At 74.0% G+C, this 23,933-nt stretch carries 26 protein-coding genes; 9 read left to right on the top strand and 17 right to left on the bottom strand.

Annotated elements, in window-relative coordinates; translation table 11 throughout:
- The 4 genes from AB0G01_RS16260 to AB0G01_RS16245 are packed head-to-tail and all read right to left on the bottom strand — an operon-like array spanning nucleotide 1 to nucleotide 5,625.
- Entirely contained in the window at nucleotides 1-2,274 is a 2,274-nt protein-coding gene (locus AB0G01_RS16260; protein WP_360945680.1) for a tetratricopeptide repeat protein, read from the bottom strand.
- Entirely contained in the window at nucleotides 2,271-3,359 is a 1,089-nt protein-coding gene (locus AB0G01_RS16255) for a hypothetical protein (protein WP_360945677.1), read from the bottom strand. Before AB0G01_RS16255 ends, AB0G01_RS16260 begins: the two co-directional genes overlap by 4 nt.
- A gap of 2 nt (nucleotides 3,360-3,361) precedes the next feature.
- Entirely contained in the window at nucleotides 3,362-4,351 is a 990-nt protein-coding gene (locus AB0G01_RS16250; protein ID WP_360945674.1) for a glutamate ABC transporter substrate-binding protein, read from the bottom strand.
- A complete protein-coding gene (locus tag AB0G01_RS16245) occupies nucleotides 4,348-5,625 on the bottom strand; it encodes a hypothetical protein (protein WP_360945671.1) in 1,278 nt (425 codons plus the stop codon). Before AB0G01_RS16245 ends, AB0G01_RS16250 begins: the two co-directional genes overlap by 4 nt.
- Nucleotides 5,626-5,754: 129 nt before the next feature.
- On the opposite strand from AB0G01_RS16245, the gene AB0G01_RS16240 reads away from it, so the two are divergent.
- Entirely contained in the window at nucleotides 5,755-6,486 is a 732-nt protein-coding gene (locus tag AB0G01_RS16240; RefSeq protein WP_360945669.1) for a metallophosphoesterase, read from the top strand.
- A 23-nt stretch (nucleotides 6,487-6,509) separates the two neighbouring features.
- Here the strand turns inward: AB0G01_RS16240 and AB0G01_RS16235 are convergent, their stop codons facing one another.
- Both AB0G01_RS16235 and AB0G01_RS16230 read right to left on the bottom strand, forming a co-directional pair.
- The gene (locus AB0G01_RS16235) at nucleotides 6,510-7,010 is read right to left on the bottom strand and encodes an NADAR family protein (RefSeq protein ID WP_360945666.1); all 501 of its coding nucleotides are present in this window, start codon (nucleotides 7,008-7,010) and stop codon (nucleotides 6,510-6,512) included.
- A gap of 30 nt (nucleotides 7,011-7,040) precedes the next feature.
- Nucleotides 7,041-7,625: a pyridoxamine 5'-phosphate oxidase family protein gene (locus AB0G01_RS16230; protein WP_360945663.1), complete on the bottom strand. Its 585-nt coding sequence runs from the start codon at nucleotides 7,623-7,625 to the stop codon at nucleotides 7,041-7,043.
- A 112-nt stretch (nucleotides 7,626-7,737) separates the two neighbouring features.
- Here AB0G01_RS16230 and AB0G01_RS16225 point away from each other — a divergent pair, with 112 nt between their 5' ends.
- The gene (locus AB0G01_RS16225; protein ID WP_360945660.1) at nucleotides 7,738-8,781 is read left to right on the top strand and encodes a beta-eliminating lyase-related protein; all 1,044 of its coding nucleotides are present in this window, start codon (nucleotides 7,738-7,740) and stop codon (nucleotides 8,779-8,781) included.
- A gap of 161 nt (nucleotides 8,782-8,942) precedes the next feature.
- Here the strand turns inward: AB0G01_RS16225 and AB0G01_RS16220 are convergent, their stop codons facing one another.
- From AB0G01_RS16220 to AB0G01_RS16200, 5 genes are read right to left on the bottom strand one after another with little or no spacing between them, the layout of a single operon-like run.
- Nucleotides 8,943-9,986 (bottom strand): zinc-binding dehydrogenase, encoded by a 1,044-nt coding sequence (locus AB0G01_RS16220; protein WP_360945657.1) that lies wholly within the window; start codon nucleotides 9,984-9,986, stop codon nucleotides 8,943-8,945.
- Complete coding sequence (locus AB0G01_RS16215) at nucleotides 9,983-10,423, bottom strand: MarR family winged helix-turn-helix transcriptional regulator (protein WP_360945654.1); 441 nt, start codon at nucleotides 10,421-10,423, stop codon at nucleotides 9,983-9,985. Before AB0G01_RS16215 ends, AB0G01_RS16220 begins: the two co-directional genes overlap by 4 nt.
- Before the next feature lie 25 nt (nucleotides 10,424-10,448).
- Nucleotides 10,449-11,066 (bottom strand): GyrI-like domain-containing protein, encoded by a 618-nt coding sequence (locus AB0G01_RS16210; RefSeq protein ID WP_360945651.1) that lies wholly within the window; start codon nucleotides 11,064-11,066, stop codon nucleotides 10,449-10,451.
- Entirely contained in the window at nucleotides 11,066-11,596 is a 531-nt protein-coding gene (locus tag AB0G01_RS16205; RefSeq protein ID WP_360945648.1) for a PadR family transcriptional regulator, read from the bottom strand. The genes AB0G01_RS16210 and AB0G01_RS16205 overlap by 1 nt, the downstream gene beginning before the upstream one ends.
- 28 nt (nucleotides 11,597-11,624) lie before the next feature.
- Nucleotides 11,625-12,710, bottom strand: a complete 1,086-nt coding sequence (locus tag AB0G01_RS16200; RefSeq protein ID WP_360945645.1) for a winged helix DNA-binding domain-containing protein — start codon at nucleotides 12,708-12,710, stop codon at nucleotides 11,625-11,627.
- A 121-nt stretch (nucleotides 12,711-12,831) separates the two neighbouring features.
- On the opposite strand from AB0G01_RS16200, the gene AB0G01_RS16195 reads away from it, so the two are divergent.
- Complete coding sequence (locus AB0G01_RS16195; RefSeq protein WP_360945642.1) at nucleotides 12,832-13,707, top strand: alpha/beta hydrolase; 876 nt, start codon at nucleotides 12,832-12,834, stop codon at nucleotides 13,705-13,707.
- Here AB0G01_RS16195 and AB0G01_RS16190 read toward each other — a convergent pair.
- From AB0G01_RS16190 to AB0G01_RS16175, 4 genes are all read right to left on the bottom strand, one after another.
- Nucleotides 13,685-14,131: a GNAT family N-acetyltransferase gene (locus AB0G01_RS16190; protein ID WP_360945639.1), complete on the bottom strand. Its 447-nt coding sequence runs from the start codon at nucleotides 14,129-14,131 to the stop codon at nucleotides 13,685-13,687. The two genes, AB0G01_RS16195 and AB0G01_RS16190, sit on opposite strands and share 23 nt — an antisense overlap.
- Nucleotides 14,128-14,748 carry a DUF4328 domain-containing protein gene (locus tag AB0G01_RS16185; protein ID WP_360945636.1) on the bottom strand — a complete coding sequence of 207 codons (621 nt, stop codon included), beginning with the start codon at nucleotides 14,746-14,748 and terminating at the stop codon, nucleotides 14,128-14,130. Before AB0G01_RS16185 ends, AB0G01_RS16190 begins: the two co-directional genes overlap by 4 nt.
- Before the next feature lie 39 nt (nucleotides 14,749-14,787).
- Complete coding sequence (locus AB0G01_RS16180; protein WP_360945633.1) at nucleotides 14,788-15,609, bottom strand: nitroreductase/quinone reductase family protein; 822 nt, start codon at nucleotides 15,607-15,609, stop codon at nucleotides 14,788-14,790.
- Between the two features lie 230 nt (nucleotides 15,610-15,839).
- Nucleotides 15,840-16,463, bottom strand: a complete 624-nt coding sequence (locus AB0G01_RS16175) for an isoprenylcysteine carboxylmethyltransferase family protein (protein ID WP_360945630.1) — start codon at nucleotides 16,461-16,463, stop codon at nucleotides 15,840-15,842.
- 71 nt (nucleotides 16,464-16,534) lie between these two features.
- On the opposite strand from AB0G01_RS16175, the gene AB0G01_RS16170 reads away from it, so the two are divergent.
- From AB0G01_RS16170 to rox, 5 genes are all read left to right on the top strand, one after another.
- Nucleotides 16,535-16,888 (top strand): metalloregulator ArsR/SmtB family transcription factor, encoded by a 354-nt coding sequence (locus AB0G01_RS16170; RefSeq protein WP_360945627.1) that lies wholly within the window; start codon nucleotides 16,535-16,537, stop codon nucleotides 16,886-16,888.
- On the top strand, nucleotides 16,885-17,532 hold the full coding sequence (locus tag AB0G01_RS16165) for a cation transporter (RefSeq protein WP_360945624.1): 648 nt from the start codon (nucleotides 16,885-16,887) through the stop codon (nucleotides 17,530-17,532). The genes AB0G01_RS16170 and AB0G01_RS16165 overlap by 4 nt, the downstream gene beginning before the upstream one ends.
- A gap of 84 nt (nucleotides 17,533-17,616) precedes the next feature.
- Nucleotides 17,617-18,069, top strand: a complete 453-nt coding sequence (locus AB0G01_RS16160; protein WP_360945621.1) for a VOC family protein — start codon at nucleotides 17,617-17,619, stop codon at nucleotides 18,067-18,069.
- Between the two features lie 561 nt (nucleotides 18,070-18,630).
- Nucleotides 18,631-19,737, top strand: a complete 1,107-nt coding sequence (locus tag AB0G01_RS16155; protein WP_360945618.1) for a S1 family peptidase — start codon at nucleotides 18,631-18,633, stop codon at nucleotides 19,735-19,737.
- A gap of 302 nt (nucleotides 19,738-20,039) precedes the next feature.
- Complete coding sequence (gene rox / locus AB0G01_RS16150) at nucleotides 20,040-21,467, top strand: rifampin monooxygenase (RefSeq protein WP_360945615.1); 1,428 nt, start codon at nucleotides 20,040-20,042, stop codon at nucleotides 21,465-21,467.
- Between the two features lie 53 nt (nucleotides 21,468-21,520).
- Here rox and AB0G01_RS16145 read toward each other — a convergent pair whose 3' ends face one another.
- Nucleotides 21,521-22,105 (bottom strand): YbhB/YbcL family Raf kinase inhibitor-like protein, encoded by a 585-nt coding sequence (locus AB0G01_RS16145; protein ID WP_360945612.1) that lies wholly within the window; start codon nucleotides 22,103-22,105, stop codon nucleotides 21,521-21,523.
- 215 nt (nucleotides 22,106-22,320) lie between these two features.
- Here AB0G01_RS16145 and AB0G01_RS16140 point away from each other — a divergent pair, with 215 nt between their 5' ends.
- Nucleotides 22,321-22,920, top strand: coding sequence for a class I SAM-dependent methyltransferase (locus AB0G01_RS16140; RefSeq protein WP_360945609.1), 600 nt, complete (start codon nucleotides 22,321-22,323; stop codon nucleotides 22,918-22,920).
- A gap of 12 nt (nucleotides 22,921-22,932) precedes the next feature.
- On the opposite strand, the gene AB0G01_RS16135 is transcribed toward AB0G01_RS16140, so the two are convergent.
- Entirely contained in the window at nucleotides 22,933-23,838 is a 906-nt protein-coding gene (locus AB0G01_RS16135; protein ID WP_360945606.1) for a LysR family transcriptional regulator, read from the bottom strand.
- Between the last annotated feature and the right edge of the window lie 95 nt (nucleotides 23,839-23,933).

Below are 23,933 nucleotides of genomic sequence, written 5' to 3'. Positions count from 1 at the left end.
TCACACCAACGTCCTGGGCCGGACCGCGTTCGCGCGGTCGACGAGAGCGATGCGCTCCTCGGGGGTGTCCGCCAGCCGCGCCAGTTGGCGGTAGCAGCGCTCCAGGCCCGACCGCAGCCCGGGTTCGCTGACCTCGCAGCCCAGCAGCCCGCCGGTCGGGCCGGAACCGCCGGCGGGCAACGCGGCCAGCGCCGTGCGCAGCAGTTCCGCCGTCAGCTCCGCGCGGCGCGCCACGTCCAGCGCCAGCCCGGACAGCCGCACGCCCGCCGCCACCACGTCGTCCAACGCGCCACCGGCCTGCGCCCGCACCGCCGCCACCTGGGCGGGCAGGTGGTGGCTGGAGGTGTCGGGCACCGAGTGCAGCACCCGCACCGCCGCGTCGCGCCCGTCGGTGGCCAACAGCACCCGCGCCAGCCCGAACGCGGCGCTCACGTACGCGTGGTCGGTGCGCCACACCACCCGGTAGAACCGGGCCGCCGCGTCCAGGTCGCCCGCCAGCTCCGCGCACACCGCCAGCGCCAGCTTCGGCGCGGTCTCGCCCGGCACCACGTCGTACACCTGCTCGAAGGCCGCGCGGGCGTCCGCCGGGCGGTCCTGCACCAGCGCCGCGAGACCCCGGTACCAGCCGGGCCGCCAGTCGTCGGGCGCGGCCAGCAGCGGGTCGTCGGGGTCGGCCGCCGACGGTGTCGCCAGCGCCTCCAGCTCGGCTTCCGCGTCGCCCACCCGGCCGCCCTCGATCAGCGCCCGCACCACCTGCAACCGCACCTCGACGGTCTGCACCGGGGCCGCCCGCAGCGCCGCCACGTGCTGGTCCGGGTCACCGGTGGTGGCCGTGGCCAGGAACCCGGCCGCCGCGTCGGCGGTGTCGACCTGCGGCACCGGCAGACCGGCGGCGGCGGACTGCGCGTCCGGCGCGCCGGTCACGCCGAACGCCCGCCGCTCGGGCGTGAACTGGCGGGACAGACCCGGCCGGGGCACCTCGTCGAGCTGCGCCAGCACCTCCCGCAGCACTCCGGTGAGCTGCTCGGCCATCTCCTCGGCCGAGCCGAACCGCTGGTCGGGGTCGCGGTGCGCGGCCCGTCGCAGGAACCGGTGGAACGAGTCGTGCCGGGCCAGCACCGGCTGGTCCGCCGGCGCGGGCAGCGTCTCCCGGTGGGCGCGGCGGAAGTCGAACGGGAAGCTCATCACCGCCAGCGCCCGGCCCACCGTGTAGAGGTCCGAGGCCACCGACGGCCCGGCCGTGCCGATCTCGGGTGCCTGGTAGCCGATGGTGCCGTAGATCGCGGAGTGCCGGTCGTCGATGCGCCGCACCGCCCCGAGGTCGATCAACTTCAACTGCTCCTCGGTCTGGATCACGTTGTCCGGTTTGAAATCGCAGTAGAGCAGGCCCACCCCGTGCAGGTAGCCCAGGGCGGGCAGCACCTCCAGCGCGTAGGCGATGGCCTGCGCCACGGGCAGGGACTCGCGGCCCGCGCCCTCCGCCCGCAGCGCCTTGATCATGTCCTTGACCGAGGTGCCGCCGACGTACTCCATCACGATGTAGTCGACCAGTTCGCCGGACTGCCGGTCGGCGTGCCGCACGAAGTTGTGGATCTCCACGATGTTCGGGTGCGACACCTCGGCCAGGAACCGCCGCTCGGCGATCGCGGCGGCCACGGCGTCCGCGTCGTCGGAGTCCAGCAGGCCCTTGAGCACCACCCACCGGTTGCTCACCGCGTGGTCGAGCGCGAGGTAGATCCAGCCGAGGCCGCCGTGCGCCAGGCACCCCAGCACCTCGTACTGCTCGTGCAGCACCTCGCCGGGCGCGAGCTTCGGCGTGAACGAGTAGTGGTGGCCGCAGTGCGCGCAGAACCCCTCCACGCGGCCCGGCCGCCCGTCCCGGCCGCGCCCGACCTCCTTGCCGCACCGGGAGCAGAACCGCTTGGCCTCCGGCACCTCCGGGTCGACCAGCACCGCCGTCTTCGGGTCCCGGGCCGGCACCCTCGGCACCTCGACCAGGCCCGCGCCCAGCCGGCCGCGCCCCGACGAGCGGGTCGACGAGCGCCGCGACCGCCCGCCCGAGGACGTCAACGCCGTCCACGGCGCGGTACCCGGCCCGGTATCCGGAGCCGTGCCCGAAGCGGTGTCACGGCCGGTGTCACGGCCGCTGTCGGGGGCCGCGCCCGGTCCGGTGGCGGCGGTGCCCGCGAGCACCGGGGCCTCCATCCCGCACCGGTCGCAGAACCCGTCCGGCTCGATCGTGCCGCCGCACGCCGCCCGCGCACACGTCCTCATCGCACAGCCTCCGTCCGGTCCAGCACCGCGCGCTGGTAGCGCGCCACCGCCACCGTGCCGGCCCGCAGGTCGCACGGCACGGCGCGCAGCACGTCCCGCGCCGCCCGGTGCAGCGCCGCCAGCTCCGCGTCCTCGGCGTGCCCGCGCGCGGTGGCCTTCGCTCGGTAGGCGTCCAACCGCCCCCGCAGTTCCGCCCGTCGCTCCACCGACCCCGCCAACTGCGCCGACACCGCCCTCATCCGCTCCAGCACCGCGACCGACGCGGCCTCCACCTCGGCCAGCTCCCGCTCCCGCACATCAGGAAAACGCACCCGGAGCCCCGCCAGTGCCGCCGAGGCACCGGAAAGTTCCGGTGTCCCGGGGTGCTCGCCGGCGATCTGCGCCACCGCCACGGCCCGCAACGCGGCCACGTCCGCGCGCAGCGCGCCCGCCTCGGCCAGCGTCGCCACCACCTCGGCCACCCGATCCGCGAACCCCTCCAGCAGCGCGGCGGCCTCGGCGACCCGGTCGGGCAGCCCGGCGGCGGCCGGGTCGGGGGTCAGCGGGTCGGCGACCGCCCGCGCGTGCGCCGCCGCCACCTCCGCCCGCAACGCCCGCACCGAGGCGGAGTCGGCCAGCCCGGCGAGCCGGTCCGCCACCGGGTCGAGCACCGCCAGCCGCGTCGACCAGGCCGCGTGCACCTCGTCGAACAACGCCATCAACTCCGCGTACCGGTGCTTCATCCGGGTCACCAGCTCGGTCAGCGTGATCCGCTCCGCGACCACCGCCGGACTGGTCAGCGTGCGCGCCGGCACCGCCGCCGCCAGCACCACCTCCGGGCCGGTCAGCAGCCGTCGCCGCTCGGCCGCGTCCCGGGTCGCGGTCGCCTGCGCCAGCACCGCCCGGTAGGCGTCGAACCACTCCCACAGCCCCACCATCGCGGTGTTCGCCGACTCCCAGCGCCGCGCGGTCTCCCCGGTGGGCGTCGTGCCGCGCAGCAGCCGGTGGCCCGGGTGGTCGTCCATGGCCAGCAGCGACTGGGCCACCCGGTCGCTCTCGGCGCGGAGCCGGGCCAGCTCCGCGCCGTCGTCGGAACCCGCGTCCACGCTCAGTCCCGGTAGGCCGCGACGGGCGGCGCGGGCGGCGCGCCCAGCCACCGGCCGTGGATCGACGCCCACGTGCCGTCCGACCGCAGCCGCTCCAGCAGCGCGTTGACGAACCGGACGAAGTCCTCGTCCGGCCGGGGGAACGCCATCCCGTACGGCTCGGCGGTGAACTGCGGGCCGACCACCTTGGTGTACGGGTCCTGCGCGGCGAACCCGGCCAGGATCGTGTTGTCCGTGGAGATCGCGTCCACCTGGCCCTGCTGGAGCAGCACCAGGCAGTCCGTCCAGTTCGGCACCGACACCGCGATCGGCCCGGCCGGCGCGCCGGCCACGTTCGCCAGCGAGCTGGAACCCTTGGTGGCGCACACCTTCCGCCCGCCCAGCGACTCGATCCCGGTCACGTCCGAGGTGCTGGGCACCAGCACCCGCTGCCCGGCCTGGTAGTAGACCGACGAGAACGCGACCTTCTGCCACCGCTCGCAGTTGACCGTCATCGTGCGCACCACGACGTCCACCTCGCGGTTCTCCAGCGCCGGTATCCGCTCCTCGGAGGTCAGCACCTTGAACTGGATTCGAGTCGGGTCGCCGAAGATCGCCCGCGCGACCTCCCGCGCCATGTCGACGTCGAACCCCTCCAGCTCGCCGGAGAACGGGTTGCGGAACCCCATCAGGTAGGTGTTCTGGTCGACGCCGACGGTCAGCCGGCCGCGCTCGGCGATCCGCGCCATGGTCGACCCCCCGGGCATCCGGCCCGCCGCCGGCAGCGGGCCGGAGGGCCGCAGGCTCGCCGTCGCGTCGCAGGACGGGGCGGCCACCGCCGGTGCGCTCGGCGGCGCGGTCAGCTCCTCCACCCCGGTCGGTCGCGGCGGCACCGCCGAGCCCCCGCCGATCTCCGGCGCGCTGCTCGGCACCGCGCCGCACCCCGCCAGCAGCGCGAGCACCGCCGCCGCCCCGACGACCGCACCCCGACCCCGTCCGAACCGCTTCGTCACCGGTACTCCTTCAGCCGCTGCCACAGCCCCGCCGTGGACGCCACCGCCGCGATCAGCGCCAGCAGCACCACCGCCGGCACCGCCCCCGACAGCGCGCCACGCGCTCCCGCGATGGTGTCCGTCAGCTCGCCGCGAGACCGGTCCAGCGCCTCCACCAGTTCTTTCTCCAACGCGTCGAACGCGACGGCGGCCTCACCACCGCCCAGCGCCAACTCCACCGCGCCGGTGAAGTCCCCGCTGTCGTCGGCCTGGCGGACCCGCGCGTGGGCCTGCTGCCACTGCCCGAGGTGGGTCGTCGCCGCCGCCACGACCGGGGGCGCGTCCGACCCGGCGGCCTCGCCCAGCAGCCGGTCGAGCTCCTGCGAGGCTTGGGCGAACCGGTCCTCGTAGACCTTGCCGCTGCCGCGCGCCACCAGCGTCAGCGTCTCGTCGCCGCGCGCGGTCAGGGTCGCGATCCGGGCCCGCGCGACGATGTCGGTCACCTTGGCGTCGTCCTCGCTCGTGGACGCCCGCGCGACCACGATCGACGACGCGACGACCACCCACAGCAACGACACCGCGCACGCCGCCGTGGCCGCCACCAACCCCACGTTGAAGACCCGGTTCGTCTTGCGGGTCAGGTACCGCTGCGCGAGCACCAGCGCCGCGATCAGCGCCGCGCCCAGCAGGAACTCCGACCAGGGCCACGTGCCCGCGCCGGACAGGTCGCGCAGCACGTTGCCGGTCTCGGCCCGGTAGAGCTCCTGCGCGGCGGGCAGCAGCGCCGACCGCATCAGGTGCGAGGCTTCGCGCAGGTAGGCCGCGCCGACCGGGTTGCCCTGCCGGTTGTGCGTCCGCGCGGTCTCCACCAGCCCCGTGTACACCGGGAGCTGACCCGACAGCGTGGACAGCGGCCCGGCGAGCTCGGGGGAGCGGGTGATCTCGCCGGTCGCGGTGGACAGCGCGGCGGCGGCCTTGGCCACGTCCGCCTCGTACCGCCCGCGCAGCCCCGGGGACTCGACGCCGCCGGAGAGGAACGCGCTGGCCGCCGTCGCGTCCGCGTCCGCCATGGACCGGTAGACCTCCTGGGCGGCGTAGGCGAGCGGTTCGCTGCGGTCCGCCAACGCCTCCAGCGCGTCCGAGCGGCGCTGCACCGATACCGCCGTCAACGCCCCGACCAGCAGCGATGCCGCGATCAGCAGCAGCGCGAGCAGGCTCAACCGGCCCGGCGTGCTGCGGGCGAGCCCGGTGACCCGGCCCACGGCTCCCCGGTTGCGCTGCGTTTCGGCCAGCACGACCGCCCCCTCTCCGGAGTGATCGGCACCACTCGCCGCCCCGTCAGCGTAGATCGTCGGAGGGGCGCGGTGGTGCCGTTCGCGCGAGTCCCGCCGCGTCCGGTCGGGCGCGTACCTACGCTCGACGCCATGATGGTCATCGCCCACCTCAGCGACACCCACTTCGACGGCGACCCGCGCGCCACCGAGCGGGCCCGCCGGGTCGTGGACTACCTCGACGCGCTGCCCGGACCGCTGGACGCGATCCTGGTCACCGGCGACATCGCCGACCACGGCCTCACCTCCGAGTACGAACTGGCCCGCGCACACCTGGTGTCCACGAAGGTCCCCGTGCTGCTGCTCCCGGGCAACCACGACGCGCGCGGAAACTTCCGGGAAGCCCTGCTCGGCCAGGAGCCCGACGACGGTCCGGTCAACCAGGTGGCGCGGGTGGGCGAGGTGGTGTTCGCGCTGTGCGATTCGAGCATCCCGGGTCGTGCGGACGGACTGCTCGACGAGACGACGCTGGCCTGGCTGGAGACCGTGCTGGCCGAGGGCGCGCCCACGGTGGTGTGCCTGCACCACCCGCCGGTCGCGCTGCACGAGCCCACCCTCGACCGGATCCGGCTCACCGAAGCCGACCGGCTGGCCGAGGTGCTGACCCGGCACGGCAACGCGGTGGCCGTGCTGTGCGGTCACGCCCACACCGGCGCGGCCACCACCTTCGCGGGCCGCCCGGTGCTGGTCGCGCCCGGTGTCGTGTCGACCCTGTCGCTGCCGTGGGAGTCCGACCGGGTCATGGACCGCGACCTGCCGCCCGCGCTGGCGTTCCACGTCCTGGCCGACGGGCGGCTCACCACGCACTACCGCGTCGTGCCCTGAGGCCGCCCGGACCCGCCGCGCGCTCACCCGGCGAGCCGGCGGCGCACCTCCATCAGCGCCTCGCCCAGCAGGTTCAGCCCGAGCCAGGCGTGCGGGTCGGTGGCCCGGGGGTCGTCGGCGGCGAGCCCGATGCCCCACACCCGGTCCGTCGGGCTCGCCTCCACCAGCACCCGGTCGCCGGTGCCCAGCAGGAAGGTCCGGGCGGCGTCGTGCGCGGCGAACTTGGCCAGGTTCCCGCGCACGACGACGTCGAGCCGGTGCGCGGCCCAGGTCTCCGCGTCGAAGCCCCGGACCTGCCGCCCGAGGGCCTTGGCCTCGCCCGGCGTGCGCGCGGCCACCACCCGCCCGGCCGCCTCGGCGTCACCGAACAGGTCCGCCTTGGCCGCCATCATGAAGTGCTCGGCGGTGCGGTAGGTCCGGCCGTCCACCGCGAAGTCGCCCTCCCACCACTGGCTCAGGCACTCCTTGCCCACGGTGTCGGCCGCGCGCGGCGTGTGGCCCCAGAAGAACACGAACTGCGTCACCCGCCCAGGATTGCAGACCGCGCCCCCGGGTCAGCCGCGAGGACGCCGGGGCAGGGGGAGGGGCAGGGCGGGCAGGCCGTCGATGCTCTCCTGGTTGTGGTCCTTCTTCTCGCAGTACTCGGCGAATTCCCCCTCCGACTTCCGGCCGAAGTAGTCCGCGTGCAAGGTCCGCTCCTCCCGGTAGTCCATGAACGGCACCGCGTACCCGCACGTGTCGCTGATCAGCTTCGCCGTCACCACCACGACCGCGCGCAGCCCCGGGCCGTCCGCGTCGCCGAAGCCGGACACCAGGTCGGCGAACCGGGGGTCGTCGCGGAACACCGGCTCACCGGTGCCGTGCACCCGCACGATCTTCGGCGGCCCGTCGAAGGCGCACCACATCAGCGTGACGCGGCCGTTCTCCCTCAGGTGCGCGATCGTCTCGGCGTGGCTGCCGCCGAAGTCGAGGTAGGCCACCCGCTGGTCGTCGAGCACCCGCAGCGACCCGGCGCGACCCTTGGGCGAGACGTTCACGTGCCCGTCCGCCGCCAGGGGCGCGCTCGCCGTGAAGAACACCGGTTGCGCCTCGATGAACGCCCGCAACCGACCGTCGATCCGCTCGTAGACCTTCCCCATGACCCCAGTATCGACACCGCTCCCGGAAGATGGACAGGAAATCCCAATCATTGGACGCACGTGACCGGAAACCCGTTGCCGGGCGCACCGCCACCGGGCGAGACTCCGGCCCATGGCCCCCGAGATCCGTCGTTCCCTCGTCCTGCACTCCTCGGTGCGCCGCGACCCGCACGCGGTGCTGCGCCGGATGCTCGACCGGGTGCCGCCCGGCACGGAGCTCACCGAGCCGGTCGCCGAACTGGAGGAGCGGATCGCCGGGCTGCTCGGCAAGCCCGCCGCCCTGTACTTCCCGAGCGGGACGATGGCGCAGCAGACCGCGCTGCGGGTGCACGCCGACCGCCGCAACCGCCGCACGTTCGCCGCCCACCCGCACAGCCACCTCGCGAAGTGGGAGGAACAGGGTTTCGCCGCCGTGCACCACCTGGTGCACCGCCCGGTCGGCGACCACCACCGGCCGATCACCCTCGACGACCTGCGGCAGATCGGCGAACCGCTCGCCGCGCTGCTGCTCGAACTCCCGCAACGCGACCTCGGCGGCCTGCTGCCCGCCTGGGACGAGCTGGTCGCGCACACCGGCTGGGCCCACGAGCACGGCGCGGCCACCCACCTCGACGGCGCGCGGCTGTGGGAGTCGCAACCGTTCTACGGCCGCCCGCTCGCCGAGATCGCCGGTCTCTTCGACACCGTCTACGTCTCCCTCTACAAGGGACTCGAAGGCGTGCGCGGAGCCGTCCTCGCCGGGGAGGCGGAGGTCATCGCCGAAGCCCGGCTGTGGCGCACCCGGCTCGGCGGCAGCCTGTCCGACGCCTGGCCCGAAGCGCTGGCCGCGCTGGTCGGCCTCGACGAGCTCCTGCCGAGGATGGCCGAGTTCCTCGACCACGCCCGCGCCATCGCCGCCGCGATCAACGCCGACGGCTACGCCCGCACCCGCCCCGAGGTGCCGCAGTCGTCGCTGTTCCACGTCCTGCTCCCGGTCTCCGCGCAGGTCGCCTCGGCGGCGGCGCGCACGCTGTTGGCGGACACCGGGATCGAGCTGCCGACCCACCCCCGGGACACCGGCGTGCCCGGCTGGTGCGCGCTGGAGTTCAGCGTCGGGGTGACGGCGGTGGAGTTCACCCCGGCGGAAGTGGCGGAGCTGATCCGCCGGCTGCGCTGAGCGCGCGACGGCCGTGCCGGGGGAGCGGTGGCGTGAGCCCGGCGACGGCGCGCCCGCAGGGCCCGGCCCGGCCACCGGCCCGTCGACCACGACCACCGCGACCACCCGGCCCGGCACCACGGCGGGGACGGCTGGTGTGAGCCCCGCCGGGTGGGGTCGCCTCACCCCCGCCGGGGACGGTCCCCCGGATCGCCGCCGGCCGGACCGCCGCCGGCGGGATGCGCCCGGGGGAGCCCGACGAGCTTGCCGACCCGGCGGTTGTGCTCCAGGTCGTCGTGCGCGCGCCGGATGTCCGCCATCGGGTAGGCGGTGATCGGGCCGGGCGAGATCTCGCCGGAGGCCAGCCGGTCCAGGTAGCGCTGCAACACCTCGGCCGGCAGGTCCGCGCTCTCCCCGCGGTACGCGGTCAGCCGCACGCCCTTGGGCAGGTACCCGATGGGGGAGAACCCGGGCACGGTCCACTCGTCGGACAGCGTGCCGGTGAAGCACACCGTGCCGTGCACGCGCGTGGCGGCCAGCGTGTCGGGCAGGGTCGGCGTGCCGACCAGTTCCAGCGCCGCGTCCACCCCGCCCGGGTAGAGCTGCCGCACCTGCCGCGCGACCTCGCCGTCGTCCACCAGCGGGTGCTCGACGCCGTGCGCGCGCAGCACGTCGAGCCGGAGCCCGCTGCGGGTCGTGGCCAGCACCGTCGCGCCGATGTCCCGGGCCAGCGTCGTGGCGGCGAACCCGAGCGCCGACGTGCCGCCCCGGATCAGCAGCCGCTGCCCGGCCTGGAGGTCCAGGCCCGTGGTCAGCGAGCCGTACGCGGTCTGCACGGTCTCCGGCACCGCGCCCAGCACGTCCCAGGGCAGGTCCGACCGGAACGGGATCAGCACCTCGCGCGGCACCACCGCGTACTCGGCGTACCCGCCGTCGAACACCCGGCCCATGCCGCCCATCATCGCCGCCACCCGCTGTCCGCGCGGCAGGTCGCAGTCGCTGTCCACCACGCCGACGGCCTCGATGCCGGGCACCCGGGGGAACACCACGCCCCCGGCGAGGCCGAGCCGGGTGTGCAGCTCGGACCGGTTGAGGCCGAACGCGCCGACCTCGATCCGCACCCACCCGGCCGGCGGCTCGGGCACCGGGAGCTCGACCACGGACAGGTTCTCCACCGGGCCCGGCCCGCTGAGCACGACCGCGCGCATCACGCCCGGCCGGGTCACGAGTGGTGCTCCAGCACCGAGGTCAGCATCCGCACGAGGTCCTGACGTTCCGCGTCCGACAGCGGGGCCAGCAGGGTCTCCTGCGCACCGGCCAGCACGCCGGTCAGGTGCCGCAGGTGCTCGCCGCCCGCCCGGGTCAGCGTGACGACGTTGCGCCGCCGGTCGCCCGGGTCGGGCGAGCGCTCCACGAACCCGCGATCGGACAGCGCGTTGACCGTGGCCACCACGTCGCTGCGGTCCACGCCGCCGCGCCGGCCCAGCTCGGCCTGGCTGGCCGGCCCGAACTCCTCCAGCGCGGCCAGCAGCGCGTAGTGGTGGCGGCGCGCGCCCTCCGCGCCGAGCCGGTCCGCCACCAGCCGCTGCGCCAGCAGCGCCGTCTGGCCCAGCAACCAGCTCGGCGTGCCGCGCAACCGCGCGGGTGCCCCCTTGGAGTCCATGCCCCGCAGTCTAGCTACTCGTTGGTCAGGCCAACGATCGCACGGGTTGGCGCAGCACGGTCTTGAGCTTGGCCGGCTCGGTCCGACGCGGATCGCCGAGGTACACCTCGTGGTGCACGCCGCCGAAGTCCAGGCCGTGCGCGGCGAGGAACCGGTCGTGCAGCTCGGCCAGCAGCGGTGCCTCGTCGTCGTAAGGCCCCACGTGCAGGGTCTGGGCGCTGAGACCCTCGTGCAACGTCAACCGGCGCACGTCGCCGATCGCGGGCAGCTTCTTCTTCGCCGCCGCCGTCCGGGCGGCCTCCTCGACCGCCTCCGGCGTGATCCAGTCGGGCTGGGCGAGGAGCAGGGTCCAGTGCCACGAGTCCTTCGCCCCCACCGTGAACGCCGCCGGGTCGTCGGCCCACCACAACCCTTCCAGCGGCCCCACGACGAAATCCCGGCCGTCGTGCTTGGCCGCGAACTTCAGCGTGTACGCCACGGCGTAGAGCGCTTCGACGGCCGCGACGTAGGCGGGCGCGGTGTTGGGGTTGCCGCTCCCGTCCACCGCGATGAACCGCTGTTCGGGCACGTCGACCAACGCCCACGTGGTGTTCTTCGGCGCGTAGAACTCCTTGAGCTCGCGCTTGAGGTCGTACGGCGGCATCAGCGTTCTCCAGTTCCCAGTGCGGCCCGGTAGTCCGCCAGCCACGCCCGCTCGGCGGCGAGCTGGGCCAGCGAGTAGTCGAAGATCGCGCGGACGAAGTCCGGTGCCGGCCGCCCGGCGGCGGCCCGCACCTCGCGTTCCCGCTCGGCCAGCGCGGCGGCCCGCCGCTCCAGCGCGGGCCCCAGCCGGTCCCGGGGGACCGCCGGCAGGTTCGCCAGGCCGACCAGCACCGGCGGGAACACCGGGCGCGGCACGGCGATCGCCTCCTCGGCGGCCTCCGCGCAGGCCCGACGACCCTCGTCGGTGGCGGCGAACACCTTGCGCCGGCCCGTGCCGGGTGCGGCACCGACCTCCGCGACCAGCCCTCGGTCCCGCAGCCGCCCCAGCAGGTAGTAGATCGAGCTGAACCCGATCTCGGTCCACTCCCGCATCCCGCGCCCGGCGATCACCTCGTCCAACTCGTAGCCGTGCCGGGGCTGCTCCACGAGCAGGCCGAGCAAGGTCAGCTCGGCGGGTGTCAACGCGACCATGCCGACTACTCTAGTACTAGAACAACGGTTACGCGTGCGGGCCCGCCGTCACCGGGCCGAGCACCAGCTCCGGCACCCCGCCCAGGAACTCGCCGACCCGGTCCACCGCCGCGTCCAGCCCGCGCCGCTGCCCGGCGGTGAACTCGCCCCACGCCTCCACGGTCACCGCGATCCGCCGGCCCGACCGCTTCTGGTGCCACACCCCGGCCACCACGCCGTCGACCACCAGCACCGGGTGGTTCCCCGCCTGGCCACGGGCCAGCGCCCGCTGCCACGCGCGCCCCGGGAACAGGTCCTCACGGGGGTGGCTGCCCACGACGAACGCGTCGAAGTAGGGGAGCAGCAGCACCCCGCGCGGCGGCTCGTCCGGCCACCGCACGTCCCCGCGCACCACGAACCCGCCGGGCACGTCCTCGACGTCGGCGCGCGCGAACACCTCGTTCACCCACCGCTGCGGCGCGTTCAGCCAGCGCGCGTAGTGCGCCGGCGTCGCCGGGCCGTAGGAGTGCAGGTAGGAGCGCAGCAGCCGCACCGGGCCCGCCGGGTCGGGCGCGACGCCCGGCAACCACCGCTGAGGGCTCGTGTACGCGGTCTTGCGCCCCTTGTTCGGCGCGAAGCACATCGCGCCCCGGAAGGTCGCCGGGACCATCGCCGCCATCCACCTCGGCCACCTGTCCTGGAACGCCTCCATCACGCGTTCGCCCGCCCACGGCCCGGTCCGCGCCACCACCTCGGCGGTCAGCTCGTCGGCGGTCAGCTCGGCGTGCCGCACCGCGTCCGCGATCGCCGCGACCACCTCGTCCACCTGCGCGTCGGTCAGCAGCGGCGTGCGGTCGAGCAGCGGCTCCAGCGCGCCCAGCCACATCGGCAGGTCCTCGGTGGGCAACAGGTGCACGGTGCCGCGCGGCCCCCGGGTCTTCACCAGCGCCCGGTCCACCCACAGCGCGTCGCGCACCTCGTCGCGGGTGATCCCCGGGATGCGCAACCCGATCGACAGCTCGGCGGCGGACAGCACCTGGGCGTGCGCGCCGCACATCGCGCGCACCACCTCGGCCGGCGTGGTCCCCGGGACGGTCAGCGCGTGCCGGGCCATCCTGCGCGCGACGACGTTCACCGGCCGGCCCGCGCAAACGGGCCGTCGACGCGGAACTGTCGGATCTCGGTCACGGACACCACGCTAGGCAATGATCAGGACAGGTCCGGTCCTGGATCGGACTTCGACTACCGTCGATCCGGTGTGGATCGAGGAGGAGACCTCCGTGGGGCCGCTGCGGGCGCGCGTGCGCCGCCCCGCCGCCGGTCCGGACCTGCCCGGCCTCGTGCTGGTCGACGGCTCCGGCAACTCGGCGCTGGAGGACCACGGCGACTGGCCGGCGTGGCTGACCTCGTGCGGCGCGGCCGTGCTGTGGCACGACAAACCCGGCTGCGGGCCGTCACCGGGCAACTGGCGCGACCAGTCGCTGGCCGACCGCGCCGCCGAGGCGCTCGCCGCCGCGCGGGTGCTGCGCGGGTTCCCCGGCGTGGACCCCGCGCGGGTCGGGCTGGTCGGGTGGAGCCAGGGCGGCTGGGTGTCGCTGCTCGCCGCGACCACCGGCGCGGTGGGTCACGTGGTCACGGTGTCCGGGCCCGGCACGTCGATGGCCGCCCAGGAGCGGTGGCGCATCGCCCGTTCCCTGGAGCCGGACGGCGTGGTCGCGGACGAGGCGATGGCGTGGGTGGACGAGCGCACCCGCCGGCTGCGCGCCGGGGACGCGCCCGAGCGGATCCTCGCCGACCAGGAGCGGTTCCGCGACCGGCCCTGGTACTCGCGGGTGTCGCTGGTCTACGACCTGCCCGAGCGGCTGGCGTTCGTCGCCCGCAGCATGGACGTCGACCCCGGCGACCTGCTGCCGCGCCTGGACGTGCCGCTGTTGGCGGTGTTCGGCGGCGCGGACGACATCATCCCGGTGCCGGAGAGCGTCGCGGTGTTCGCGCCGCACACCACCGGCCTCGCGGTGTTCCCGGGCGCGGACCACGCCCTGTTCACCCGCGACCCCGCCCCCGGCGTGCCGGACGTGGACCGCCTGCCACCGGGGTTCCTGCCGATGCTCAGGGCGTTCCTGGCCGGGTGAACTCGGCGATCACCAGTCCCGGCACCACCTCGACCGTGCCCGCCGGCCGGAAGCCCACCGCCTCGTACAGGGCGATCGCGGGCGCGTTCGCCGCCCCCGTGGCCACCACCGCCGGTCCGCCCTCGGCCAGCACCGCCGACACCAGCGCCCGGCCCAGCCCGCGCCGGGCGAAGTCCGGGTCCACGCACAGCCGGGCGATGTCGAGCACACCGCCCACCCGCGACCACGCGGCGAACCCGGCCAGCACGCCGTCCGCGTGCGCGCCCAGCCACCGCAGCGGCCGGGCGCGCATCTCCTCCCACGTCTCCGACAGCGCCGGGATCGCGGTCGACCCGATCAGCGCGGCCTCCACCGCGTAGGCCCGCAACCCGATCCGGTGCACCGCGCGCGCGACGTCGTCGTCGGACAGGTCCAGCCCGATCACGCGACACGCTCCACAGTGGACGCTGTGGACACCGTGGCCCCGGTGGACGCGGCCTGCCACGCCGAGATCCGCCGCACGACGACCGTGAGGCACCCCGCCGCACCCGCCGCGATCACCGGGAACACCGCGCCGGACCGCACCATCGCGCGCAGCGCGTCCAGGTCGTCCACGACGACCAGGGTGAGCACGAAGTGCGCGTCCGTGCCCAGGTCGTAGAGCAGCCACAGCACCCACCACCAGGTCACCACCGCCCGGCGCGCCCGGTCCGGTGCGGGCGCGCTCACCGCCCAGACGTCGGCCACCACCCGTCGCGGGACCCACAGGCCCACGACGGGCAGCCACCCCCAGACCACCCACTTCGGCGCGTACCGGTGCGGCGCGTGCCCGGCGGCGGACCGGGCCTGCCACAGCCACGCCACCACGAGCACCACCGCGACCGGACGCGCCACCAGCGACACCGCGTTCACACCGTCCACGAGGACCGCGACCAGCGGGCCCGGGTCCTCGGCGGACGCCAGGTACGCCCACTCCCAGGCGGCCAGCGCGAAGTCCGCCGCCACGACCACCCACACCGACACGATCACCGCGACCCCCAGGCCGCGCGGGTTCTGGAACACCGGCCCCCCACTGCGCAGGGCCGCACCCTATCGGGACGCTCAGGAGTCCAGCAGGGGAATCAGTTGTTCCTCCTCGTAGGTCAGGTGCTCCTCCAGCTCGGCGATGAGCCCGTCGACCCGTTCCAGCAGGCCCTCGCCGCTCCCGTCACCGCCGACCACCTCCTGCAACTCGGCGAGCAGGACCGACATCCGCTCGTGCTGCTCGCCGAGTCGTGCGAGCACGTCCGCGATCTCCGGGTACCGGTGGCCGAGCGCGGGGAACATCCCGCCGTCCTCGACGCGGTGGTGGAACTCCAGGCCCTGGCAGAAGGTCAGGCAGTTCACCCGGAGCTGCGCGCCCAGCCGGGGACCGGACGCCGCGACCTCGGCGCGGATGGTGGCCAGCTCGCGGCGGAACGCGTCGTGCACCACGCGCAGCCCCTCGCCCACGGACTTCACGTCCGGCGGGCCGGGCACCGTCTGCTCCAGCGCCACCACGGGGATCACCCGCCGGGTCTTGGCCTGGTACTCGCCCCAGCCGGGGTCGGACTCCACCGCCCGCGCGAACAGCCGGTCGCGTTCCTCGCCGGTGAGCGCGATCGCCTTGGCCTGGTAGGTGAACACCCCGTCTTCGACGGTCACGACCGGGTCGGCGACGAGGTTGTGGTACCAGTCCGGGTGCTTGTCCGACCCGCCGGCCGACCCGAGCACCAGAATCCGGTCGCCGTCGGGGAGGTAGCCCAGCGGGCTCGTGTGCGGCCGGCCGCTGCGGGCACCGGTGGTGGTCAGCAGGATCAGCCGGGCGTTCTCGAAGTAGCCGCCGACCTTGCCCCGGTTCGCCCGGAACTCGTCGACGACCTGCTGGTTGAAATCAAGTGGCATAAGGGTTTCCTCCGGATCGACGGAAAGAACGTCGTCCGCGTGTTCGGCGCGGTGTCCGGAGGAGAGCGGTGGGCCTCGGGCCCACCCCGTGCTCAAGCCTGAGCCGGGTGCCCGTCTCGGTAATGGCGCAAGGCCGACCCGGCAGTCACGGCGGCGACTGTATCAGGCCGTCCGCCGGCTTCGGCAGCACCGACGCGGTGGTGCTCGACCCGCGCTTCGGGCGGTCGCGGCTACGTCTCGGACGACGGTGCGCCGAGACCTGCCCACCTGGGCAGGAAGCGGCCGGTGCGGGCGGTGTAGTCGCGGTAGGTCCCGCCGTGCCGGGCGAGCAGGTGGGGTTCCTCGACCGCGCGGACCTGGAGGTGCACCGCGACCACGAGGGCGGGCAGGGCCGACAGGGACACCGGGTCGGCGGCGGTGAGGGCCAGGCCGGCACCGGTGGCGATCATGGCGGTGAAGACGGGGTTGCGGACGTGGGCGAACACGCCGTCGGTGACCAGGGCGGTGGGCTCGTCGGGGTCCACGCCCACGCGCCAGGCGGTGCCCATCGCGTGCTGGGCGGCCAGGGTCGCGGCGATCCCGGCGACGGTGATCACCACGCCGACGACGTCCAGGGCGCGGTGGTCGAGCGCGGCCAGGGGGTGGAGGACGCCCGCCACCTGCGACAGCGGTCCGAGCAGGCCGGCGGCCAAGGCGGCGGCGAACAGCACCCCGCCCCACCAGGGAGCCGAGCCGGGGCGTCCGCTCAGGCCCCGGAAGCCGGTCGAGCCGGTGCGCCGGTGGTGCAGCGCGGTGCGCACGCCGAACGCGAGCAGCACGTAGAGCAGGTACAGCAGCAGCGCGACGGCGGCCACGGAATGGTCCTTCCCGGCGGTCAACGATTCAGCCGTGACTGTAGTACAGCGTTCACTGTATGGTTGCCGACATGCTGAAGTGTGAGACGCGGGAGGATGCGCTGGCCCGGCTGGGCAAGGCGCTCGCCGACCCGACCCGCTGCCGCATCCTGGTGGGTCTGCTCGACGGGATCAGCTACCCCGCCCAGCTCGCCGACCACCTGGGGCTGACGCGGTCGAACGTGTCCAACCACCTGTCGTGCCTGCGCGGCTGCGGGCTCGTCGAGGCCACCTACGAGGGCCGCCAGGTCCGCTACGCGCTGGCCGACGCCCACCTGGCGCGGGCGCTGGGCGAACTGGTCAAGGTGGTCCTCGCGGTGGACACCGCCGAGCCCTGCCTCAACGACGACGAGCGGCCGGTGGCTTCCGCAGAGGCGGGCGGGTGAGCACCGGCCGCGCCGACCCGGCCGCCGACCCGCGCGGCACCGCCGACCCGCAGCGACGCGCGGTGCTCACCCGGCGGGTGCGCCTGCTGGTCGCCGCGACCATCACCTACAACGTGGTCGAAGCGGTCGTGGCGATCACCGCCGGGAAGATCGCGTCGTCCACCGCGCTGATCGGGTTCGGGCTGGACTCGGTCGTCGAGGTCGCCTCGGCCGCTGCGGTGGCCTGGCAGTTCTCCGGTGCCGACCCGGAGAAGCGCGAGCGGGCGGCGTTGAAGGTCATCGCGGTGTCGTTCTTCGCCTTGGCCGCCTACGTCACCGTCGAGTCCGCGCGCTCGCTGCTCGGAGCCGCCGAAGCGGAGCACTCCACCGCCGGCATCGTGCTGGCCGCCGCGTCGCTGCTGGTGATGCCGTTCCTGTCCGCCGCGCAGCGCCGCGCCGGACGTGAGCTGGGGTCGGCCAGTGCGGTCGCGGACTCCAGGCAGACCCTGCTGTGCACCTACCTCTCCGGCGTGCTGCTGGTCGGCCTGGTGCTCAACTCGGCGTTCGGCTGGTCCTGGGCCGACCCGGCCGTGGCCCTGGTCATCGCCGGCGTCGCGGTGAAGGAAGGCCGCGAAGCGTGGCGTGGCGGGCACTGCGCCTGCTGACACGCCGCCGAATCCACGCCACCGAATCCACGACGCGGGTTCTCCCCTCCCGCCGCCGGCCGACGTGCGGTTATAACTGTCCACATGGCATTGGGTTGGAAGCTCGTCATCGACACCACGAACGCACCGAACCTCGCGGACTTCTGGGCAGCGGCACTGGGTTACGAGGTCGAGGACCCCGGCGCGCTGATCGAGAACCTGCTGGCGGCCGGGCACCTCGGCGAGGACGCGGTCGTCGAGCACAACGGGCACAAGCTCTTCCGGGGCTACTCGGCGATCCGCCACCCCGACGACCCGTTCGACGGGACCAGCGGGATCGGTCGCGGTCGGCGCGTGCTGTTCCAGGACGTCCCCGAGGGGAAGACGGTCAAGAACCGGTTGCACGTGGACGTCCACAGCGAGCCCGGCGGCCTCGACGAGCTGGTGGCCCGGCTGGAGGGGCTGGGCGCGACCCGCGTCCAGGAGGTCGACCGGGGTCCGGCCGGGCACTGGTGGGTCATGCTCGACCCCGAGGGCAACGAGTTCTGCGTCTCCTGAGATCACGCGTACTTCGTGGCCGGTGTGGACGGACGACCGTCCACACCGGCCACAAGACCGCGTTCGACTCCTCCGCCACTCCGGCGTATTCCCGTCGATACCGACCGGTATTCACCTTTTAATTCGCGGTGAGCGCGTCATACCCCTTCGGGACCACGCCGAAACTTTACATTTTAACAGTTCCGAACATTCGGTCGGTTTTCTCCGAATCCGGACCCGGCAGAGGGCTTTCCCGTCCCGCCCCGGCGACCGGGAGTGCTCCCGGCCCACTTGTCCGCACCGCCCTGAACAGCGGTTATATCGACCCGTGCACCCATTTGGCCCGCCATCCGACGCTTGTCGAAGGCCGGCTCCCCAGGGACTTCCCCCGGCTCACCCGAGCGTCTCCGTGACGTTTCGAAGTCCTCTGCTTTCCGTCTAAAGGCGGTACCGGGGTGCGGCGTGCGGGAACAGGCTGGGATGCGCCGGAATTGTCCGGTGCCGGGTGGGCACAACGCGCCCGGCACAACCCACTGATCGGCGCGGTCACCCCGCGCTTCCCTGTGAAAGTGAGTTGCCGGTATGCGCAAGATCGTCAATGGGCGGCGTTTCGCCGCCCGGTCCGCCATCGCCCTGGTCGCCGGTGCCCTCGCCGCCGGCGTCACGGCCGCCCCGGCGGCCGGCATCGAGGGGTACGCCTCCGACGTGGCCGAGTCCGCGATCGCGGACATGGGCACCCGGGAGGGGATCTCCCCTGCGGCGGCGGCCGAGATCCTCCGGATCCAGGACTCCAGCGCGCGGACCCTCGACCGGATCGGCGACGCGCTGGGCAGCCGCGTCGCCGGCGGTTACCTGGACGCCAAGGGCAAGCCGGTGGTGAACGTGCTCGACCCGGCCGCCGCCGACCAGGTCCGCGCGTCCGGGGCCGAGCCCAAGCTGGTCAAGCACTCCCTCTCGGTGCTCGCATCCGCCCAGGGCGCGCTGGAAGCGGTGCCCGCCGTCACCCACACCTCGGTCGGCCTGGACCCCAAGACCAACCAGGTCGTGCTGAGCGTGTCCTCCTCGGCCACCGGCGGCGACCTCGCCACGCTCCTGCGCACCGCCGACCGGCTCGGCGACCGCGTGCGGGTCGAGCGGGTCACCGGTGAGATGAGCCTGGCCATCCTCAACGGCGAGGCGATCACCGGCGGCGGCACCCGCTGCTCGGTCGGCTTCAACACCAACAAGGGCGGCCAGAACTACATCGTCGACGCCGGGCACTGCACCCGCGCGGTGTCCCAGTGGAACGTCGGGCCGTCGCAGGGAGCCAGCTTCCCGACCAACGACTACGGCCTGATCCGCAACACCACGGGCAGCGCGCCGGGCGCGGTCAGCCTGTACAACGGCTCCAGCCAGAAGATCAGCTCGCACGCCCCGGCCACGGTCGGGCAGCGGATCCAGAAGAGCGGCAGCACCACGCGGCTGACCTCGGGTTCGGTGCAGCGCCTCAACGTCACGGTGAACTACTCCGAGGGCGCGGTGCACCAGCTCATCCAGACCAGCGCGCTGGCCAACCCCGGTGACTCCGGCGGCTGCCTGTTCGCCGGCAGCGTCGGCCTGGGCATCACCTCGGGCAAGGGCACCGGCACGTCGTACTACCAGCCGGTCGCGGAAGCGCTCAGCGCGTACGGGGTGACGCTGAACCCGTAAGGACTTCCCGGCTCCACCGGGTGGTGGGGGTGAAGGGGAGAGGCCGCGAGAGCGACCTCTCCCCTTCACCACGTCCGCACCCGGGCCGCCGCTCGAACCGACCGACCACGGCGGGCGGAAAATGACGATGGCAAGGAGCGATGAACACTCCTTGCCATGTCTAATTTATAGCGCACAGGGGGACTTGCGGCAAGACCCGGGTCGTGGCGCAGAATCACCGGCCGGAGCCGGCACCCGCGCGGGAATCGAGTGCACCGCGAACGGGATCAGCCGGAATCACACCGGTACGACGGGGGAGTTGGATGATCGACGTGATCGTGGTCGGCGGCGGGCCGACCGGCGTGATGCTGGCCGGTGAGCTGCGGTTGCACGACGTGCACGTGGTCGTGCTGGAGAAGGACGCGGAGCCGACCAAGGTCGTCCGGGGGCTCGGCCTGCACGCGCGCAGCCTGGAGGTGTTGGACCAGCGCGGAGTGGTGGAGCGATTCCTCGAACTCGGCACGAAACACCCGCTCGGTGGATTCTTCGCCGGTATCCGCACACCGCCGCCGGAAGGACTGGACACCACGCACCCGTACGTCCTCGCCATTCCCCAGACCACCACCGAACGCCTGCTGATCGAGCGCGCCGCCGGGCTCGGCGTCGAGATCGGGTACTCGCGCGCACTGGTCGGGCTCGACCAGGACGACCACGGGGTGACCGCCGAACTCGCCGACGGCACGCGCCTGCGTGCGCGCTACCTCGTCGGCTGCGACGGCGGTCGCAGCACGGTCCGCACCCTGCTCGGCGTCGACTTCCCGGGCGAACCCAGCAGGGTCGAGACACTGCTGGGCGAAGTGGAGCTGACCGCCCCGCCGGAGACCGTGGCCGCCGTCGTGGCCGAAGTCCACCAGACCCACAAGCGGTTCGGTGCCATCCCGCTCGGCGACGGGGTCTACCGCATCGGCGCGCCCGCCGAGGGGGTGGCCGAGGACCGCACCGTGCCGCCGACCCTGGACGAGCTGAAGCAGCAGGTGCGCAAGCTCGCCGGCACCGACTTCGGCATGCGCTCCCCGCGCTGGCTCTCCCGCTTCGGGGATGCCACCCGGCTGGCCGAGCACTACCGCCTCGGCCGGGTGCTGCTGGCCGGCGACGCCGCGCACATCCACCCGCCCTACGGCGGGCAGGGCCTCAACCTCGGCCTTCAGGACGCGGTCAACCTCGGCTGGAAGCTGGCCGCACAGGTCCGGGGCTGGGCACCGGAGAAGCTGCTCGACAGCTACCAGACCGAACGGCGTCCGGTCGCCGCCGCCGTGCTGGACAACACCCGCGCGCAGGCCGAGCTCACGACCCTCGAACCGGGTCCGGGCGCGGTGCGCGCGCTGATGGCGGAGTTGATGCAGTTCCCCGAGGTCGGCCGGTACCTGATCGAGAAGATCATCGCGACCGCGATCCGCTACGACTTCGGTCCGGGGCACGAGCTGCTCGGCCGCCGGCTGCGGGACGTGCGCCTGCGGCGGGGACGCCTCTACGGCCTGCTGCACGGCGGCCGGGGACTGCTGCTCGACCAGACCGGGCGGCTGTCGGTGGCGGGCTGGGCCGACCGGGTCGACCACGTCGTGGACGTCAGCGAGGAGCTGGACGTGCCCGCCGTGCTGCTGCGGCCGGACGGCCACGTGGCGTGGGTCGGCGACGACCAGGACGACCTGGTCGACCGGCTGCCCACGTGGTTCGGCGCTGCCGCCGGCTGAGGACGCCCGGTGCGCGCCGCCCCACGGCGGTCTACGGGCGGCGCGCGGTGGCCCTACGACTCGCCGCTGATCCTGGCCGAGCCGATCGAGGCCGCCGTGATCGCCCTGACGGCGGCCTGGGTCGACGAGTTGGCGTTCAGGGTGGTCAACGACGCCCGGTCGAGCGCGTGCACGACGAACTCGTAGGTGTTCACCGTCGAGGGCGAACACGGTCCTTGGTAGCCGAACAGGCTCGCGCTCCCCCGGTAGTAGACCTGCCGGGCTCCGGCCGGGACCGGGGGCTGGTAGACGTGCTGCACGTTCTGGGGGAGCGAGGTCGCGCCCACCGGGATGTCGTAGACGACCCAGTGGACGAGACTCGCGTTGTCCAGGTCGCGCATGACGACCGCGTAGCTCTTGGCGGCGGCCGGAGCGCCCGACCACGCCAGGGGAGGGGACTCGTTCTTCTTGGCGGGGTCGTTGCCGCCGCCGCTGGTGCACTCGTGGATCTTGGGGATGCTGCCGCCGTTGGCGAAAGCGGTGCTGGACAGGGCGAACGCGTGCCGGTCCGCCGACGCCGGCGCGGCCGATGCGGCGGCGGGGAGGCCGGCCGCGCAGGTGACGAGCAGGGCGAACAGCACGGTCTTCGAGCTTCTCACTGGAGGCTCCCGAGGATACTCGTGGTTCCTGTGGTCCTTCCGTGGGACACGTGCGGTGCACGTGCCGTGGACCAGCGTAGGCATCCTGATCCGCTCGGCCAACACCACGACAACCGTGGTCGAGCACATCACCCGACCGGGCCCGGGGGTGGTTCGATGTCGGCGGCGAGCGTGCGGCGGCGAGATCGGACGCCGCGATCCCCAGGAGGTGCTCGGTGTCGGTGGACGACGTGCGCGACGCGTACGGCCGGCGGGCGGAGGAGTACACCGCCCTGTTCTGCCCGCCGGAGGGCATGCCCGAGCTGGACCGGAAGTCGGTGTCCGGGTGGGCCGACGGGGTGTCCGGGCCCATCGTCGACGCGGGGTGCGGGCCGGGGCAGTGGACCGACTTCCTGCGCGCGCGGGGCTGCGACGTCGAGGGCGTGGACCTGGTGCCGCGCTTCGTCGAGATCGCCCGATCGCGCTTCCCCGCCGGCTCCTACCGCGTTGCCGAGCTGGACGCGCTCGGCGTCCCCGACCGCTCGCTGGCCGGCGTCCTGTCGTGGTACTCGATCATCCACACCGACCCCCGGGACGTGCCCCGCGTCCTCGGCGAGTTCGCCCGGTGCCTGCGCGAGGGCGGCAGCCTGCTGCTCGGCATGTTCGAGGGCGCGCGGGTCGAGCCGTTCCCGCACGCCGTGACGACCGCGTACTTCTGGCCGGTCCAGGAGATGTCGCAGCGCCTCGACGACGCGGGTTTCCTCGTGGAGGCAACGGAAAGCCTCGTCGTACCGGGCAGACGGCCCCACGCCGCCATCCTCGCGCGGCGCGGGTGAAGCCGATCCGCCTCAGCGCGGGAAGTGCGCCAGGAGGAAATCGCGCAGAGCCCGGACCTTCAGCGGCACGTGGGGTGACGCGGGGGAGACCAGGTAGAGCGGCAGGCCGTCGGTGCGGTACTCCGGCAGCACCGGGCACAACTGCCCCTCGCGCACGGCGATCTCGCCGACCAGGCGGGGGAGCAGGGCCACGCCGGCACCGGCGATCGCGGCGCGGCGCACGAACGTGATGTCGTCGGCCGCGAGCGGGCCGCGCACCACCACGTCCACGGCACCGGCCGGGTCCTCGGCCCGGTACAGCCGCCACCGGCCCAGACCCCGCTCCGGGCGGAACACCACGCACGCCCGCCCGGCCAACTCCGCGACCGACCCCGGCGCACCCTCCCGTTCCACGTAGGACGGTGCCGCGAACAGCCCGAAACCCATGTCCTGCAACTGCACCGCCGACAGCGCCGGGTGGTGCGGCCGGCCGACCTGGAGGGTGACGTCGAGGCCCTGCCCCACCAGGTCCGGCGGGTCCACGACGATCGTCACCTCGACCCGCACCCCCGGGTGCTCCGCGACGAACCCGGCGAGCAGGGCGGGGAGCAGCTCGGCACCCACGTCCGGCGGTGCCCCGAGCCGCACAGCCCCCCGGGGCACCTCGCGCTCGTCGAACGCCGCGCTCGCCGCGTCGTGCAGCTCGGCCAGCGCCGCCGAGGCGCGGGCGTAGAACGACCGGCCGGCCTCGGTCGGCGTCACCGCGCGGGTGGTCCGGTTCAGCAGTCGCGTGCCGAGCCGCCGTTCCAGGCGGGCGACCCGCCGGCTCACCGTCGACTTCGGCACGTGCAGCGCGTCGGCCGCCGCCGTGAACCCACCGGTGTCGACGACCCGGACGAACACGGCGACGTCATCGAGAGCCAGATCCGGTACGGGCATGATTCATCGTTGCACACAGGCGAACAATCTGTTCGTCAACTGTCGTCTAGTGCGCCAGCAGCAACATTCGTAGCGTTCCCCGTGTCCACCCGACA

The sequence above is a fragment of the Actinosynnema sp. NPDC023587 genome (genome assembly GCF_040640215.1).
In the GTDB taxonomy this organism is placed as follows: Bacteria; Actinomycetota; Actinomycetes; order Mycobacteriales; family Pseudonocardiaceae; genus Actinosynnema.
The sequence above is the reverse complement of the archived record's forward strand: the minus strand, read 5'-3'. Positions and strand labels throughout refer to the sequence as shown.